The sequence below is a fragment of the uncultured Brachyspira sp. genome, from assembly GCF_944393015.1.
GTDB lineage: Bacteria > Spirochaetota > Brachyspiria > Brachyspirales > Brachyspiraceae > Brachyspira.
The window spans coordinates 55,820-74,686 of record NZ_CALXYQ010000001.1 but is presented as its reverse complement, the minus strand read 5'-3'; the positions used below and the strand labels follow the sequence as shown (position 1 = coordinate 74,686).

Annotated in this window: 15 protein-coding genes; 8 read left to right on the top strand and 7 right to left on the bottom strand. The window is 26.9% G+C overall.

Annotation, left to right across the window (positions count from 1 at the left end):
• Nucleotides 1-134 precede the first annotated feature (134 nt).
• From Q0K19_RS00310 to purC, 5 genes are all read left to right on the top strand, one after another.
• Nucleotides 135-299 carry a zinc ribbon domain-containing protein gene (locus Q0K19_RS00310; protein WP_297244526.1) on the top strand — a complete coding sequence of 55 codons (165 nt, stop codon included), beginning with the start codon at nt 135-137 and terminating at the stop codon, nt 297-299.
• 79 nt (nt 300-378) lie between these two features.
• On the top strand, nt 379-1,443 hold the full coding sequence (locus Q0K19_RS00305) for a DNA adenine methylase (protein ID WP_297244524.1): 1,065 nt from the start codon (nt 379-381) through the stop codon (nt 1,441-1,443).
• Between the two features lie 31 nt (nt 1,444-1,474).
• Entirely contained in the window at nt 1,475-2,575 is a 1,101-nt protein-coding gene (locus Q0K19_RS00300) for a hypothetical protein (protein ID WP_297244521.1), read from the top strand.
• A gap of 17 nt (nt 2,576-2,592) precedes the next feature.
• A complete protein-coding gene (gene purE, locus Q0K19_RS00295) occupies nt 2,593-3,081 on the top strand; it encodes a 5-(carboxyamino)imidazole ribonucleotide mutase (protein ID WP_297244519.1) in 489 nt (162 codons plus the stop codon).
• Between the two features lie 69 nt (nt 3,082-3,150).
• A complete protein-coding gene (gene purC, locus Q0K19_RS00290) occupies nt 3,151-3,867 on the top strand; it encodes a phosphoribosylaminoimidazolesuccinocarboxamide synthase (protein ID WP_297244516.1) in 717 nt (238 codons plus the stop codon).
• A gap of 80 nt (nt 3,868-3,947) precedes the next feature.
• On the opposite strand, the gene Q0K19_RS00285 is transcribed toward purC, so the two are convergent.
• The 6 genes from Q0K19_RS00285 to glmS form a co-directional block, all read right to left on the bottom strand.
• Nucleotides 3,948-4,433, bottom strand: a complete 486-nt coding sequence (locus Q0K19_RS00285) for a hypothetical protein (protein WP_297244513.1) — start codon at nt 4,431-4,433, stop codon at nt 3,948-3,950.
• Nucleotides 4,434-4,529: 96 nt separating this feature from the next.
• Nucleotides 4,530-5,942: an amidophosphoribosyltransferase gene (gene purF, locus Q0K19_RS00280; RefSeq protein WP_335846321.1), complete on the bottom strand. Its 1,413-nt coding sequence runs from the start codon at nt 5,940-5,942 to the stop codon at nt 4,530-4,532.
• A gap of 908 nt (nt 5,943-6,850) precedes the next feature.
• Nucleotides 6,851-7,390 (bottom strand): CbrC family protein, encoded by a 540-nt coding sequence (locus Q0K19_RS00275; RefSeq protein ID WP_297244508.1) that lies wholly within the window; start codon nt 7,388-7,390, stop codon nt 6,851-6,853.
• 24 nt (nt 7,391-7,414) lie between these two features.
• Nucleotides 7,415-9,391, bottom strand: coding sequence for a BspA family leucine-rich repeat surface protein (locus tag Q0K19_RS00270; protein WP_297244506.1), 1,977 nt, complete (start codon nt 9,389-9,391; stop codon nt 7,415-7,417).
• Complete coding sequence (locus Q0K19_RS00265) at nt 9,369-10,400, bottom strand: deoxyguanosinetriphosphate triphosphohydrolase (protein WP_297244504.1); 1,032 nt, start codon at nt 10,398-10,400, stop codon at nt 9,369-9,371. The genes Q0K19_RS00270 and Q0K19_RS00265 overlap by 23 nt, the downstream gene beginning before the upstream one ends.
• An 861-nt stretch (nt 10,401-11,261) precedes the next feature.
• Nucleotides 11,262-13,091, bottom strand: coding sequence for a glutamine--fructose-6-phosphate transaminase (isomerizing) (gene glmS, locus Q0K19_RS00260; RefSeq protein WP_297244502.1), 1,830 nt, complete (start codon nt 13,089-13,091; stop codon nt 11,262-11,264).
• A 232-nt stretch (nt 13,092-13,323) separates the two neighbouring features.
• Here glmS and Q0K19_RS00255 point away from each other — a divergent pair, with 232 nt between their 5' ends.
• Both Q0K19_RS00255 and bioD read left to right on the top strand, forming a co-directional pair.
• Nucleotides 13,324-15,444: an alpha-amylase/4-alpha-glucanotransferase domain-containing protein gene (locus tag Q0K19_RS00255; RefSeq protein WP_297244499.1), complete on the top strand. Its 2,121-nt coding sequence runs from the start codon at nt 13,324-13,326 to the stop codon at nt 15,442-15,444.
• A gap of 17 nt (nt 15,445-15,461) precedes the next feature.
• The gene (bioD, locus tag Q0K19_RS00250; protein ID WP_297244497.1) at nt 15,462-16,127 is read left to right on the top strand and encodes an AAA family ATPase; all 666 of its coding nucleotides are present in this window, start codon (nt 15,462-15,464) and stop codon (nt 16,125-16,127) included.
• Between the two features lie 23 nt (nt 16,128-16,150).
• Here bioD and Q0K19_RS00245 read toward each other — a convergent pair whose 3' ends face one another.
• Nucleotides 16,151-17,125: a substrate-binding domain-containing protein gene (locus Q0K19_RS00245; protein ID WP_297244495.1), complete on the bottom strand. Its 975-nt coding sequence runs from the start codon at nt 17,123-17,125 to the stop codon at nt 16,151-16,153.
• A 302-nt stretch (nt 17,126-17,427) separates the two neighbouring features.
• On the opposite strand from Q0K19_RS00245, the gene Q0K19_RS00240 reads away from it, so the two are divergent.
• A complete protein-coding gene (locus Q0K19_RS00240) occupies nt 17,428-18,786 on the top strand; it encodes an alpha-glucosidase (protein WP_297244493.1) in 1,359 nt (452 codons plus the stop codon).
• Nucleotides 18,787-18,867 lie beyond the last annotated feature (81 nt).

Here is an 18,867-nt window from a genome sequence, read left to right as displayed (position 1 = left end):
TATTTTGAATAAGTAATCCATATTTAAATTTTATTTATTTTTATATAATTTCCAATTTTTTTAATATTATGTCAAAAACTGTCATGCATATATACTATAATATTATTATATAAAAATTAATTTAGGAGTTTTTTATGTTGCCATTCAGCCCGCCTTTTTTATATAAATGTAATTCTTGCGGTAAAATGTTTAGTTCTAGGAAGAAACCTTCTATTTTTAATTTATTTGGTCGCGGTCCTAAATGTCCAAAATGCGGAAGTAAAGATACTAAGTCTATGGATCATATTATAAAAAAATAATTTGTGTTCTATATTTGTGATTTATTATATTACTGTTTATGATACTTGCAAAATAATAATTAATAAATTATACTAAATTATGGTCAATTTATTTAATGAAACAACATATTTAGATTATACATTTCCACAACCACAATATCTAGGTGCTAAATATAAATTTATAGATTGGATATCTAGCTTTTTACCTAATAATATAAATAATGTATTAGATGCTTTTTCTGGATCTCAATCTGTATCTTTTAGATTTAAACAATTGGGGTATAAAGTAATAACTAATGATTTTTTAAATTTTAATCACCAGATAGGGATTTCATTAATAGAAAATAAAAATAATATATTGACAGATATAGATTTAGACATTTTATTTGATAAAAATTCTAATGAAACTTTTTTTAATTTATTTCAAAATGTATACACAAATGTTTTTTTTGATATTAATGAAACTTTATTTTTAGATTCATTTAGGTCTAATATTGATAGATTGGAGAATAGATATAAAAAATCTTTAGCTTTATCAATAATGAATAGAAGTATGACCAGAAAAGTGACAATGGGACATTTTTGTCATGCTCAAGCTTTAAATTATGCTTCTAATCCAGATAGAATAAAAAGGAATAGAAGCTTGATAAGACCCATAAAAGACATATTTATTGATTTATTAAAAGATTATAATGCATCAGTATTTGATAATAAAAAAGATAATATAAGTTATAATTGTGATATATTAGAATTACTCCCAAATTTAGATGATATAGATTTAGTGTATTTTGATCCACCATATTGTAATAGTCATGCTGATTACCAAAGTTTTTATCATGTTTTGGAGACTTATACAGAGTATTGGAAAGATAAAGAATTTATTAATTCCACTAAAAGATACGAACCAAAAAAGTATACAGGTTTTGATAAAAAAAATAATGTTATAGAATCATTAAATTTATTATTCGAATTTTCAAAAGACATACCTTATTGGTTATTTAGTTATAATGATAGAAGTTATCCAGATGAAAATACTATAGTTGATATGATTAGTAAGTATAAAAAAAATGTAGATGTATATTATAATAAATATAGGAATGGAGTTGGTGGTAAGGGTAGTGTAGCAGGAAGTCATGAGATATTAATAGTTGCAAGTTCTAAATAATATTAAATTTTTTATTATGGATAAATAATATATGGTGACTTTTAATGAATTAAAATTAAAATACTCAAATAATGATCTTTTATTATTCTCATTAAATGAATATGGTATTTTATGGCTTAAAATAAAATCTATTTTAAGAAAAGATATAATAAAAGATTTTTTAATTATAAATGGAATTATATTACAGACAACTAAGCTTGAAGATAATTTTGAGGAATTATATGGTATTTTATCTTCAGATGTTATTAAATCAATAGATATGATTGATAAATATTGTATTTATAAATTTAATGATAATTTAATAGATATAAAAAATATAGAAAAAGAATTATATAAAATGAAATTTTTTGAATGGGGTGGTGATTATAGTAATTCTTTAGATAAGTATTTTGTAACTAAATATGTAAAAACTAAAGATATAATACCATATAATATTATTACCAATAATATAGGAAAAGATATTCAAAATTCTGTATTAGGTTATATAGTTAGCAGTTGGTATAATTATTGGTCATCTGTACTTATTGAAAATATTTTTAAAAAGCAAAATTTTGTTGTACCTGCTATTGGAAATATAAAAAATGTAGATTTCTTTATAAAAAATATTCCTTTTGATTTAAAAGTTACTATTTTTCCAAAAGGTTATATGGAGAAAATAAGAAAAGATAGTAATTTGAAATCAGAAATCAGTACTTTAAAAAATATAGCAAAAAAATTTAATATATCATATGATAATAATGATGATAAAAATTTACAATATAAAATTTTAGAAAGATTAAAGTTAATAAAAAATAAAGAAGCTAAATTAGAATTATTAAATTTCAAAAATGAACAAATAAAAATAATAAATGATACAATAACTAATTACAAGCCATTAATAAAATATTTATATGAAAATCAAGGAGATATGAGATTTGGTTGTGAAAATAGAATATTTATTATAGTAATTGATGTTAATGATATATATAATTCATGGAAATTAAAAAGAAATATAGAATTATTAGAAAAACCAATTAAAAAATATATAAATAATTTTAATACTAATAATTTAGATAAATTAAGAATTGATTTTATTTATAAAAATAAAAAATATACAACATATTCTGATATTATATTTATAATTAATCAATAAAAAAATAAGGAGAAAACATGAAAGTTGCTATAATATTTGGAAGCAGATCTGATACTGATAAAATGAAGGGTGCTGCTTCTTGTTTAAAAGAATTTGGAATCGAGTATAAAGCATTTGTTCTTTCAGCTCATAGAGTGCCTGAACATCTTGAAAAAACCATTAAACATATAGAAGAAAATAATTATGAAGTGATAATAGCAGGGGCAGGACTTGCTGCACATTTACCGGGTGTAATAGCTTCAAAAACTATACTTCCTGTTATTGGCGTTCCTATTAGTGCTAGCAATCTTGACGGAATGGACGCTTTACTTTCTATAGTTCAAATGCCTAAGCCTATAACTGTTGCTACTGTTGGTATTAATAATTCTTATAATGCCGGTATGCTTGCTGTGGAAATGCTTGCTTTAAAATATAGTGATATAAAAAACAAATTGATAGAATTCAGAAGAAAAATGAAGGAAGATTTTATTGCTGATAATGAAAAGCCTATAGAGTTTGATATTTAATTATTTTAAAAAATATTATATAATATAGAGAATATATTTAAAAAGTTTAACTATAATAGGAGTTAATATATGTCTAAAGAAAAAAAAGAAATGATGTACGAGGGAAAAGCTAAAAAGATTTATGCTACAGATAATCCTGATGAAATAATTGTGTATTATAAAGATGATGCTACTGCTTTTAATGGCGAGAAAAAAGGTTCTATAAAAGATAAAGGCGTTATGAATAATGAAATAACAACTTTGCTTTTTAAAATGCTTGAAAAAAACGGAGTAAAAACTCACTTCATAGAAAAGTTAAATGAAAGAGAACAGATTTGTCATAAAGTTAAAATCTTCCCATTAGAAGTGATTGTTAGAAATTTAATAGCGGGTTCTATGGCTAAAAGACTTGGAATAGAAGAGGGTACAGTTCCTCCTAATACTATATTTGAAATTTGTTATAAAAATGATGAATACGGCGATCCTTTAATTAATGATCATCATGCTGTTGCTTTGAAATTGGCTACTTATGATGAATTAAAATATATTTATGAAGTAACTTCAAAAGTTAATAATCTATTAAAAGATGCTTTGGATAAAATAGGCATTACTTTAGTTGACTTCAAAATTGAATTCGGTAAAAATGCAAAAGGTGAAATACTTTTGGCTGATGAGATTACTCCTGATACTTGCAGATTCTGGGATAAAGAAACTGGTAAAAAATTAGATAAAGACAGATTCAGAAGAGATTTAGGTTCTATTGAAGAGGCTTATATAGAGGTTTTAAATAGACTTAATAATCTATAATTAGTTTATAGTACATATAAAAAAGACTTTGCTTGATTTCAATATTCAGCAAAGTCTTTTTAATTATTATTTGATTAATTTTATTTCTTTTCTGGTTCTTTTATTTCTGTTATTTTTACTTCTTTAACTTTTTCATCAGCGGTTTTTTTAAGTGTAAGTTTTTCTCTGTCTTTTTCAGCTATATAATAGTTATTTCTTAATTTAAATACTAGATCTTTAGCACCATTAATACCATCATTTTTTTTATATGCCTGAATAATTATTTGTATTAATGATATAGTAGATGGAAGTCCTATATATATAATAGCTATACCTGCAGATGGAACTGTTGCTATTGAAGAAGCTATTAATGCCTTATCTTTTCCGAATTTTTTTGATGATACTATAGCAGTAGCAGCAACTAATACGCCTCCTATAAGAACGCCCCATGCAATTTTACCTGTATTTTTTATGTTAGAAACTTTATTGCCAAGTTTATGCTCTATGTAAATAACATCATCGTCTGACATAAGAGCATTTACTAACTCTTCCTCATTCATACAAATTTTATAAGAAACTTCTTTCATAATAATTTCTAACCTCAGCTTTATTATATATTTTCATAATTATATAATAAATTTATTGATAAAAAAGTCAATTACTACATAAATATTTTTATTATGTCAGCAAGTCTTTTCAGCTGCAGGTCTGTTTGGTATTTCAGTAGGATATTCTCCTGTAAAACAGCCTATACAGTAATTCTGATTTTGTAAAGCTTCAAGCATATCTTCTATAGTGAGATATTCTAAAGTATCAGCATTAATTTCCTTTCGGATCTCTTCTACAGAGAGTTTAGCTCCTATAAGTTCTTTTTTAGAAGATATATCAACTCCATAGTAGCAAGGACTCTTTATAACAGGGGAGGCCGATCTGAAATGCACCTCTTTAGCACCTGCTTTTCTAACAATATCTATTAATATTCTGCTTGTAGTTCCTCTAACCAATGAATCGTCTATTAATATAACTCTTTTTCCATCTATTAAATGTCTTAAAGGGTTGAATTTTAATTTAACTGTTTCTTCTCTAGATGATTGTTCAGGCATGATGAAAGTTCTCCCTATATATCTGTTTTTTACTAAACCTATACTATATGGAATACCGCTTTCTTTAGCAAATCCTAATGCTGCTATTGTACCAGAGTCCTGAACACCTATAACTATATCAGCATCTATTTTATTTTTTTTGGCAAGCAATACACCTGTTTGGAATCTTACATTATAAACGTTAATACCGTCTATATTACTTTCAGGGCGTGCAAAATATATATGTTCAAAAGCACAAGGATAATGTTTAACCTGATCTTTAGAATATTTGAAAGATTTTACACCTTCTTCATCTATTATAACCATTTCTCCTGCTTCTATATCTCTTATGAATTTAGAACCTACAGCATCTAAAGCACAAGACTCGGAAGCTAAGAAATAATCGCCATTAGCATTTGTACCCAAACATAATGGTCTTATTCCATAAGGGTCTCTTACCCCTATAAGTTTTCCATCAACAACTATAACTAAAGCAAAAGCTCCTTTTATAATATTAACACATTCTTTAATGCCTTCTATGAAGTTATTAACAGTTTTTCTAGCTATAAGTTTAATAATAACCTCTGTATCTGAAGTAGCATTGAATGTTGCTCCTCCTTCTTCAAGTTCATATCTTAATTCTTCAGCATTAGTCAAGTTGCCGTTATGAGCTATAGCAATTTGCCCCAATCTGAAAAGGTTTTCAAGCGGCTGAGCATTTTCTATTTTACTAGCACCTGTAGTGGAATATCTTACATGTCCTATAGCAATATTACCTTCTGTATCCTTAGGTATATTACTAGAAAATAAATCTGATACAAGCCCCATAGATTTATAAGTAAATAAATGTTTGTAATTTGATACTGTAATACCGGCACTTTCCTGTCCCCTATGCTGTAAGGAATAAAGTGCATAATTTAATGTTTTTAATATATCTTTCTTTATTTCTTTAGAATAAATACCAAAAACTCCGCATTCTTCTCTAGGCTTATCATTCATATAAATATTATTCATCATATATTATTATAACCAACTTTATTTTTATTTTTAACCTGTCAATATTATAATTAATTGCATTTTTATACAATAGATTTATTGAATATTTTTTTATTATTATGTTTGCCTCTACTAACAATAGAGGCAAGTTAAAGCTGTTATCTGCTCCGGATCGCTTATTTATTAAGTATATACCTAAATAACTATATTTTGTCAAAAATAAAATTAAATATGGGACTTTGTCCCATACCCCAGTTCTTTTATTGATATAACGCACAGCCCGCCTTCGGCGAGAACCAAAACAACTGCATTTTTGACCTAAAACTAGAGTATTACACTATATTTAATACATATTCTTAAAATATAAAGTTCTAGCAATTGCGTTTTTTGCTACTTTTTTGTGCGGCAAAAAAGTAGATAAAATTTATATAAAGTGCATCAGTTGACAAAGTTAAAAATTTTCAGTATATACTGAAAATTTTTAACTTTGTCAATTTTTTATTCAACTTTTTCCCGCCGCATACGCTCTGCGGACTTCCTCAAAGAACCATACGAAGTACGCCTGCGGCGAAAGTGCAAGGTATAAAATTAGTACTAAATCATACTAAAATCGTCTTACATGTAAGATAGATTATTAATTTAAGCACACCTAAAGGTTGACTTCGTCAAATATAGCCCTTCGCGAAGCGTATCCGAGCCTGTCGAGGATATAGCTTCTCGCCTGCCGTAGGCACACTTCGTGAGGCGGGCTTCGCCTGTGGCAATACCATACCTACACTTACAGTGGACTTCGTCAGGTACTCCTTTCAGTCGCAGTACTTCCTTCGGTCGCAAAATAAGTGGGAGGCTAGTCCTACTAATAATAAAAATAAGAAAATAATTTTTGATAAAATATAGTTGTTTAGGTATATACAGAAAATATCAAATCAATCACAGTCTGTATGCAAAATTAATTGTCCGCATTTCAAACATTCAAATAAATATCCTTGGAAATTTACTTCTATTTCCAAATCTTCAATATATTCTCTTACCGAATCTTCATCATTATCAGAGGATATAATTATTTTATCTAATAAATTTCTTTCTTTTAATTCTTTATAGCCAACATAAGAAATAAATTTACAAAAATCATCGCAATGGTTTGGATAATACGGCTGCTGCCAAGCTGAATATTCTGGTGTTCTTTTTGTAAGTTCCTCAATTTTTTCATCTCTATTTTCTATGATATTGTCACTATCAAAAGGCTCATCAATAAAATCACAATTAAATTTTTCAGCTTCCTTTCCATTTGCTATGCATTCAGGGCATAACGGTTTTATATTGTCTTCACAATGCGGAATAGTATAATAAACCAAATCTGTTTCTTTTTCACAGCATTTACATAATACTTTATTATCTTCCTTTACAAAAAAAATTTTAACAATATTATCATCAACATATTTAAATTTAGGTATCTCGTTAGACATTTTATACTCCTTTATTGCTTTTAATTATTTAATCAAATTTTCTAAAATTAAAATGCTTCCGTACATAAATCTTCCAAATAAATGTTTATTATTCTCGTTTTTGCCCTGAATAGATATTTTTATATCAATTTCATCATTATAATTTGAATTTCTATTAAAAGGAGATTCTATATATAATGATAAGCCGCTGTAATTATCTAAGTATTCATAACCATTAACTTCTTCATAATATTCAGAAATTTCTTTAAATGCAAATTGAGAAGCGAAATTTTTTATATTTGATACTGTTGCTGTTATGTTATTATATCTATTGAACTCATCTTCTAAATCATCTATTATTTGAATCTGTTTAATAGGCTGTGCTATCTCGTAATCAGATAATTGATTGATACACTTTATTATTGAATCTTTATTTATTTCAGTAGGGGAGGCTAAACTTATTAAATTATTTTCATTTAATGTTATGTAATTATCATTTATATCAATGAAACTTCCATCTCCTAAATATCTGAAAATATTTATAAAATTTTCGTTTTCATCGTATAAGTTCCAAAATAAATTTACAGAATACTGACTCAAAAATGAATTATCAATATAAATCTTTTTCCAAAAATCATAACTCAATTTTCTTCCGTTCATTAGAAGCATTAATATTTTTTCTCTTTCTCTTTTTACAATATTCTTTATTTCTTTTTTCATGAAGTTTATTTCTGATTTTAACTCAGATGAAAAAGTTTTTGGAATAGTTTTTAATATTTTTTCTTTTTCTGTTATATCGTATATATCAACAGACATATTTGAATTTACGGATATTTTATATTTTTTCTCTTCTATATTTATTATTCTCTCTCCGTTTTTATCTAATGAAAAATCTGGAATTAGTAAACCGCTTAACTCATCTCTATTTATTTTCATTCTATCGGCTATAACATCTAGTGCAGAATTAGAAGCATTTCTTACGCTTTCAATCTTTGATTTTCTAGCCATTTCATCTATTAAACTTAAAGCGTATTTTCCGTCATTTAAAGCTAAAATATAAATATAATATGAACGCGGATAAAATTCTTTTCCCTGAATACTTTTAGCATAATCTTTTATGATATTTCCTTTTCCATATATGCCTACTATTATTCTTGAAGCGATTTTACTTCTGTAATTTTCAAATATTTTATAGGCAGCACTCCTGAAACTTTCTATATCTATTAAATCTATGATATTATCTATGATTTTTAATCTCATTACATTGTCTTTAACTTTCAAATAATTTCCGTAAATGAATTTAATTATTTTTATATCAATCTTTTTAGTTTTATCCCTTGAGAGAATATCATATTCATCTTTAATAAATTTTAAATTTTTATCAAAATATTCTTCATAATTATTATTAACATAATCCTGAACTTCTTCTATGCTATTAAACTTTACTTCATTTTTAGCTTCTATTTTTTCTCTGTATTCTATAAGGCTTTCAAGTTCATTATAATGTTCTTTTTCTAATTTTGTTCTAAAGGCTATAATCTTTCTGTTTTTAGAAGTTATAATAGTTTTGTATATATCTTTTATATCAATATCTTTTATTTTATCAAAATCTTCATAATACAGATTTATTCTAAGATTAATAGGCAGTTTATTTATATCAATATCATTATTAAATACATCATAAGCTTCTTTTATATTATCAAGATTCCATTTATCAGGATATTTATTGAAAGCTGATGCATTAAAAAACATATATGAAATTTTTTTAAGGTTTGAAGTATCCCAATTATTCAAATCATTATTGAAGTAATGAGCATCTTTAAACATACCAATCATATCATGAACATTTGAAGTATTCCAATTTTCTATGCCTTCAAAATTTTTTCTTTTGCTTTCTTTGAATAAAAAACTCATATCTTTTATAAGACTTGTATCTATATGGTATAGATTTATATTTTCATCATCAGTTAATTTTTTTAATTCTTCTTTATTTTTAGGTTTATATATAATTAAATTTTCCATAGGTAATCTTTTTATGTAATGATATAGCTTCAGAATCTGTAAGATGTGCAACATAATCTTTTACTAATTCTTCATCGCTGTTATAAGGTATATCTGCTTTTTTGAATAAAGTATCTTCTTCTATAATATCTTTATGCTTTAATAAATATTCAAATATTGTTGAAATTATTCTGTTTACTCTTTCAACATCTTCGAGTATTGCTTTGCTTTCATAAACAGTCTTAAACATGAAAGCTCTTAAATCATTTATAGCTTTTAATACTTTTTCATCAATATCAATTTCCATCTTTTCCATACTGGCTTCTATAACACCCATAATCATAGTGTCAGCTCTCTCTCCATAAGTTGTGCCAAGAACTTTAACTATATCTTTAGGTAAATCCTCATATTTAAGAAGTCCGTATCTTATAGCATCATCAACATCATGGTTAGCATAAGCTATAGTGTCTGATATCCTTACTATCATACCCTCATTAGTTGAAGGACCTGATGAGTCAGCAATAAGTTTTCCGTTTTTTCCTTTAGTATGCTTTATAATACCATCGCGTACCTCAAAACTTAAATTTAGTCCTTTGCCTTTTTCAAGATGCTCTACTACTCTTAAAGAATGTGAAGAATGATGAAAACCTTTGAAATATTTTGATATAGCTCTCTCTCCTGCATGTCCGAATGGTGAATGCCCTAAATCATGCCCAAATGCAATAGCCTCTGTTAAATCTTCATTTAATCTTAAAGCTCTTGCTATACTTCTTGCTATTTGCATAACTTCAAGTGTATGGGTGAGTCTTGTCCTGAAATCCCCTACAGAAAGCATTATAACTTGTGCTTTATCTTTAAGGCGTCTGAAATACTCGCTATGTACTATTCTGTCTCTATCCTGCATATAAATAGTTCTTATATCGTCTTTTTCTCTAGGATATACTGTGCCTTTACTATCTGCTGAGAAAGCTGCTGCAGGTGATAAAAAACTTTTTTCTCTGGTCTCTATATCAAGTCTTATAGTTCTCAAAATATTTTCCTTAAATAATAATTAAATTATAGTTTAATATATACTAAAAATTTTTAAGTTTGTCAATTTTTTGTTGTTCTTTTTCCCGCCGCATACGCTCTGCGGACTTCGTCAAAGAACCTTATATCCTCGATAAACTCGGATACGCTTCGCGAAAGTGCAAGTATGAAATTAGTACTAAATAATACTAAAATTGTCTTACATGTAAAATAATTTATTACATTTAAGTTCAAATATAGCCTTTTTGCTTCTTTGTGGCAACAAAAGAAGTGGGGTATGGGGCAAAGCCCCAGATATAAAAACAAAAATATAAATTTATTTTTGACAAAATATAGTTGTTTAGGTATATACTAAAAATTTTTAAGTTTGTCAATTTTTTGTTGTTCTTTTTCCCGCCGCATACGCTCTGCGGACTTCGTCAAAGAACCTTATATCCTCGATAAACTCGGATACGCTTCTCGAAAGTGCAAGTATAAAATTAGTACTAAATAATACTAAAATTATTTTACATGTAATATAAATTATTAGTTTAAGCTCAAATATATTCCTTCACCGAAGGCAGGCTTCGCATGTGGCAATACCACAGACACTTCCTTCGGTCGCAAAAGAAGTAGGGGGGTGGCACGTTTGTGTGCTTCGCAGCAAAGCCTTGCAGATATTCCAATTTAAAAAAAATTATTTCTTACAAAATATAGTTGTTTAAGTATATTCTAATAATTATGTTAATAATAAATCAATTAATAAAAAAATACAATTATAATAATTATTTATTTAGTTAAATAAAAAATCCTGTATTTTGAAAAAATAAATAAGCTAAAATAAATATTTAATAAAATACAAGATTTTTAATTTTTGTATTATTTATTCAACTGTAACACTTTTAGCCAAATTTCTAGGCTTATCAACATTGCATCCTCTTATTACAGATGTATGATATGCTAATAATTGTAATGCCACAATGGAAACTATAGGCATAAACATATCCTCAACTTTAGGAAGATATACTATTTTTTTATATGAATCTTTATCTATATCAATACCTTCCTTTACAAAAAGTAAAACATTAGCTCCTCTTGATATTACCTCTTTTGTATTGCTTATCATTTTACTAAGTATTTTTTCTTGTATAGCCAATGCCACTACAGGAGTATTGTCTGTGATAAGAGATATGGCACCATGTTTGAGTTCTCCTCCTGCATAAGCCTCACAATGAATATAGCTTATCTCTTTCATCTTTAAAGCTCCTTCCATTACCTGATAATAATCTAAATCTCTTCCTATAAAGAATATGCTGTTAGCTTCTTTATAATCATAGCATAGTGATTTTATTTCATTATTCATAGTTAGAACTTTATTTACAGAATCTATTGTATTAAGTAGATTTTTTATAAGTATTTTTATATAATCATTATCTTTGATTTTTCTTGCTGATATTATTTTAAAAGTTATCAAATACATTATAGCCATTTGTACAGAATAAGCCTTTGTAGAAGCCACAGATATTTCAGGGCCTGCATAAGTATATATAACATAATTTGCATTTCTAGCTATAGAAGAACTATTAACATTTACTATAGCTAAAGTTTTGTATCCTTTTTCTTTAACTAAATTTAAAGCAGCTAAAGTATCAGCAGTTTCTCCGGATTGTGATATAAATATAGAAAGAGTTTTTTCTGTGAGTATAGGGTTTTTATATCTGAACTCAGAAGCTATTTCGCATTCTACGGGTATTCTGCAATTATCTTCTATGAGTCTTTTTCCTATCATGGCAGCATGCATAGCAGTACCGCATCCTATTATATAAACCCTATCAAAGAATGTCCAAAAACTTTCATCTTCGATTCCGTCTCTTTTAAAATCTGGAATACCATGCACTATTCTAGGTTCTATTGTATCAAGAAGAGCTTTAGGCTGTTCATTAATCTCTTTAAGCATAAAATGTTCATATCCGCATTTTTCAGCTTGTTCTACAGTCCAATTTGCCTCAAGTATTTCATAATCTTTTTCTTTTAAGTTTTCATCATATATAGTTATTTTATTTTTTTCTAAAATAGCTATATCTCCGTCATCTATCAAAATGTATTTATTTGTATATTTTAATATTGCCGGTATATCTGAAGCTAAGAAATTTTCATTTTCACCTAAAGCAGCTATTAAAGGAGCAGATTTTCTAACGGCATATAATTTATTAATATCATCTTTAAAAATGATAGCGAATGCATAAGAGCCTTCTATAATATCCAAAGCCTTTTTTATGGCAGTTAAAGGATCGCCTTCATATAATGAATCTATTAAATTAGCTGCTGCTTCAGTATCCGTTTCTGATAAGAATTTATATCCTTTTTTTATTAAATCATTTTTTATATCTTTATAGTTTTCTATAATTCCATTATGTACCAATGTAAGCCTTTCAGTAAAATGAGGATGAGCATTAATATCTGAAGGAGCACCATGAGTAGCCCATCTTGTATGTCCTATACCTATATTTGACTCTATGTTTTTTTCATTTTTTAATATGTTTTTTAGATTTTCAAGTTTTCCTTCGGCTTTGAAAGTAATAATGTTATTATTAGAATCTGCTATAGATATACCAGCAGAATCATATCCTCTGTATTCTAATGAAGATAGTCCATGCATTAATATATCTGATGCCTTATTATTATAGCCTATATATCCAACAATACTGCACATAATTAAAAAGTCCTTAAATAAGATTTTATCAAAAATACATCATTTTTAAAAAATGAGTTTTTTTGATAATCGAATATGATAAATAAAAAAAGTAAAAAGTCAATACTGTTTGAAGTAATACTGTAAAAAAGATGCTTTACAAAAAGACTTATTTATTATAGAATTATGTTAATTAATTTTTCTATTATTACGAAATTATAAGTAATAAATTTCAATAAAACAGGGCATTATCATGAAGACTATTAATTTAATATTGGGTAACCATAATCATCAGCCGGTTGGCAATTTTGACTTTGTATTTGAAAATACATATAAAAATGCTTATAAGCCTTTTTTAGATATATTAGAAAAGTATAAAGACATAAAATTTAATTTTCACTATACAGGCTGTTTATTAGAATGGCTTGAAAAGAATCACCCAGAACATATTCAGGCTTTGAAAAAACTTGCAGAAGAAAAGAGAATAGAAATGCAAAGCGGTGGTTTTTATGAACCTATAATGCCTTCAATACCGGATAAAGATAAAGATATACAGATTAAAAAATTAAATGAATATATAGAAAAGAATTTTAATATTACTCCTCAAGGTGCTTGGATTGCTGAGAGAGTTTGGGAGCCTACATTAGTTAAGAATTTAGCTATGAATGGCATCAAATATATAATGCTTGATGATTCTCAGTTTTTAACTACAGGAATAGACACTAAAAATATGTTTGGTTATTTTATAACTGATAATGAGAATTATAAATTAAATATATTCCCAATATCTCAGGAACTTCGTTATTTAATACCGTTCAGAGATGTTGAAAAGTCTATTGAATATTTAAAATCAATAGCTACTGAAGAAGGCGACAGAGTTGTAGTTCTTCATGATGATGGGGAAAAATACGGAGATTGGCCTGGTACTCAAAAATGGGTATATGAAGATAAATGGCTTGAAAAGTTTTTTGATGCCCTTACAAAAGAGAAAGATACAATTATCACTACTACATACAGTGAATATATGGAGAAACATCCTCCTATATCAAGAATTTATATACCTACGGGTTCTTATGAAGAAATGCTTACTTGGGTTTTACCTGCTAAAGTACAGGACGAATTCCATTCAAAACAGGAGGAATTAAAAAAATCTGAAGATAATGAGATTGTAAGCAGATTTATGAGAGGCGGTTTCTGGAGAAATTATTTCAGTAAGTATTCTGAAAGCAATAGAATGAATAAAAGAATGATATTTACTTCTAATATGATAGGGGAGATTACAGAGTCTAATTATAAAGAAAAAGAAGAGGCTTTAAGCTATTTATTAAAAGGTCAGTGTAATTGTCCTTATTGGCATGGTACATTCGGAGGACTTTATTTAAATAATTTAAGACATGCTACCTATGCTAATTTAATTAAGGCTACTTGTATATCTTTAGAGAAAGTTTATGGAAGAAAATATTTTTTAAGTCATAGTTTGGATTTTGATATGGACGGCAGAGAGGAGATCATGATTTCATGTGAGAATGCCGGATTAGTTTTCCATACTTTAAGCGGTTCTTTAATAGAATGGGATTTGAAAAAAGGAAATCATATAAATTTAATAGACTGTCTTAGAAGAAGGGAAGAGGCTTATCATATAGCTGCTGTAAGAAATTCTAATAATGATCAAAATAATGATGAGCATGTATCAATACATGAAATAGCAAAAAAAGTTGATGAAAAGATTGCTAAATATTTGGTATTCGATAAAAATGAAAAAGTATTCGGAGTTGACCACTTCTTAAATAAAATGCCTACTGCTGAAGAATTCCAATTATTAAAGTATGAAGAAAATGCAGATTTTTATAATCTTCATTATAATGTTTTGGAAAATCTTATCAATAAAGATTATGCTACTGTATCTTTTGAAAAGACTTCAAAGGTTAATGGTAAAGATATACATTTGGTAAAAAGATATATTGTAAACAATGACGGAAAATTTTCTGTTGAATCTATTATAGAAAATAAATCTAATGAAGATATAGAATTTGTATATGCTTTAGAAAATAATATAACATTGCTTGCAGGACAGGAACCAGACAGATACTATATAGGAGGCAATGAAAAAGTTTCTAATAATTTGTCTGACTGCGGAGAATACAAAGGAACAGTTTTCGGTATGGCCGATGAATCATATATAAAAATAAATGTATTAATGGAAGCAAGCGAAGAAACAGTGTTCTTATATATGCCTAACTTCACTATATCCGATGCTGTTGATAAACTTGAAATGAATTATCAAAATTCTACTGTAGTATGCTGTAAGAATATATCATTAAAAGCCGGAGAAAAAGTTAAATATAAAGTAAAATTAGATGTTAAGTATATTTAATTTTAAAGGTAGTGTAGATGAAGCTGTTTTGTGTTATATCTGATAAGAGTCATGTTGGTAAGACTTATATTTCTTCTCATATAGTATCATCATTAAAGATGCTTGATAAAAGTGTATGCTATTATAAACCTTTTGTAATGGAAGTAAGAGATAATAAATTATTCGACCCTGAATATATAAAAAATACAACTTCTTTAAAAGCTTCAGAAATATTTGTTTCCTATGCTACCAATGGAAATATATCTCCTCTTCACAGTATTAATGCAAAAATAGATGAAAGAGATATTACCGATCTTATAGATGAAAGTAATAATACTTATGATTATATGGTGTTTGAATCATTATCTTTATATTCGCCTATAAAAGAGAATTATAATTTTATGGATTTAATGCTTGATATAGAAAAAGAAAATGAAATTCATATAATACCTATTGTAGAATATGATTATAATGTTATACATTCATCTTTAGAGCAGGTGGAATTATTTCATACTAGAGGATTTAAAATACCTTTTATAATTATCAATGTAAAAAAAGATGTATTTGTTTCATCTAATGTTATAAAGTATATTACAAGACAAATAGATCCCATAAAAGTTCATATAACAGAATTTGATAATAATGCAGGAATATCAAAAATAAATGATATTAAATATCCTAATATTATTAAGGATTTATTTTAGTAATAATATTTTATCTTCCTATTTTATCTTCTTAAGGAGCTTTTTCTGGCTACTACCTCGGGAGTATAACTTATTAAAGGAGATTTCTCTGTAAAAGGTTTTCCGTTTCCGAATAAAATATATTCTATAGAGTATAGAATTTTTTCATACAATTTCTGATCCATAGAGCTTAATCCTAAAAATTCAGATATCTCTAAATTGTCAAATCCTATTACACCTATATCTTTACCCATTTCATATCCATATTCATTTATAGCTTTAATTCCGCCTATAGCCATTTGATCGCAAAAATAAAAAATAGAATCTATTGTTTTATCCTGTAAAATTTTTTTTGTTATATTGTATGATTCTTCCATAGAAAAATTATATGTGGTAAACAGTTTGCAATCTATATTAAGATTTTCGCATGCAGTTTTTACTCCTTCGTATCTTTCTACTATATCGCCGCTTAATTCATAATGTCCTACAAAAGCAGTATTTTTCCAATTATTTTCATATAAATGTTCTATGGCTAATTTACCGCCTAAATAATCATTAACATCTATATTTAATCCGTACTCCTGCTGAGGCATATTTAAAAATACTGTAGGAATTAAAAAGTCATTTGTAATTTCTTCGGTCTCAGTTGATAAACTTATAATACCTCTAATATCGCTCCATTTCTTTTTGTTTTTATTAATAAGTATATTCAAAGGTATATTTTCATTATTTTCATATAGTCTTATTGAAATATTATATTTTAAAGTTATTTTCTGTAAATATTTAATTATATCAGAAGCTACCATCAAATTATGATCTCTTAATATAAATAATATATCCCTATAGTCTGATTTTACTATTGATCTTAAATCTTCAGGATAGTATTCAGCCAAAACAGACATTATCTCTCTAAAAGTATCACTATGCAGTTTTTCAGGAGAATAAAAAAATCTCTTTACTGTTGTTTCTGCAATATTTAAAATTTTAGCAATATTCTCAACTTTCTCTTTCTGTACCATTGAACCAGTCCTGTAATGATTTCTTATATTATATTACATTTTTTTATAATAAACAATATCATAATAATGATATTAAAAATATAATAAATATTAACAAAAATAGTAATTAATATTAATAATAGTATATTTTATATAAAAAATCTATATCTTTAACTAAAAAATGATTATATAGTACTAAAAAAATGATTTTTTAGTATCATTTTATTGATATTGTAAAATATTTGTATATAATAATAACTATAGATATTTTATAGGCTGAATATTTAATTAATATTCAATTTTATAAATAAAAGGAGATGGAAATGATTAAATTTGTTTTGGTAGGTGCAGGAAGTGCACAATTTGGATGTGATATGCTTGGGGATATTTTCTCTACTAAGTCTTTAGAAGGCTCTCATATAACTTTACTTGATATTAACCCTAATGCTTTGAAAAAAGTATATGATTATGTTAAAGAGTTTATTGAGTCTAATAAATTAAATTTTACTGTTGATGCCACTACAGATAGGAAAGAGGCTTTTAAAAATGCTGAATTTATTATAAGTTCAATAGAGGTAGGAGATAGATTTCAATTATGGGATGAAGATTGGAAAATACCTATGCAGTATGGTATTCATCAGGTTTATGGAGAAAATGGAGGACCTGGAGGAGTATTTCACTCTTTAAGAATCATTCCGCCTATTTTGGATATAGTAAAAGATGCTATGGATATATGTCCTAATGCTTATATATTCAATTTCTCAAATCCTATGACTGCTATATGTACTGCTGTAAAAAGAGTTTATCCTAATGCTAAATTTATTGGTATGTGCCATGAGATAGGCTGGCTTCATAAATGGCTTCCAAAAATTTTAAGAATGAATTATGACTCATTTGATATTAAAGCAGGAGGACTTAATCATTTCAGCTGCTTATTAGAAATTAAAGATAAAAAAACAGGAAAGGATTTATATCCTGATGTATTAAAAAATGCACATGGTTATTTTGAGCATGAAGTAGGCTATAGTGATTTATTAAAATACGCTAAAGCAAATAATGCATTTTCAAAAACAGAAAGTTTTGATCACTCTATAGAAGATAAATTAAAAGGCGAATTTATATGGGCTGACAGAAGATTATTAAAAGTGATATTAGAAAAATATAATCTTTTGCCTATAACAGTTGACAGCCATTTCGGTGAATATATAGGCTGGGCTTGGGACGTTGTTGATCATAGAGGAATATTAGATTTCTATGAATTATACAGAACTGTACTTTCTAAAGCTGAACCTAAAATAGAGTTAAGAGTAAAAGAAAGAGCTTCAAGCATAATAAATGGTATTGTTACAAATGAAAGCTATGTAGAAGAGGCTGTTAATATTTTGAATGATGGATTAATAGAAGATTTGCCTAGCTGGATAGCAGTTGAAGTTCCTGCTGAAATAAGCAAAGACGGAGTTAAAGGCGTAAAATTAAATAATGTTCCTAAAGGTTATTTATCACTTTTAAGAAATTATGTAAGCGTATACGATTTAACAGCTGAGGCTGCTATACATCATAAAAAAGAATATGCTATACAGGCTATACTTGCTAACCCTGTTGTTAATGTATGTAAAAATATTGAAGAGATGGTGGACAGAATGATAGATTCTCAAAAACCATATTTAGATTATTTAAAATAAGTTATTTTTATTTTCGTCTGCGTTTTATAAAGGAGGATGCAAATATTTTAGAGATTATAAAGCTCTGAATTATGATATAAA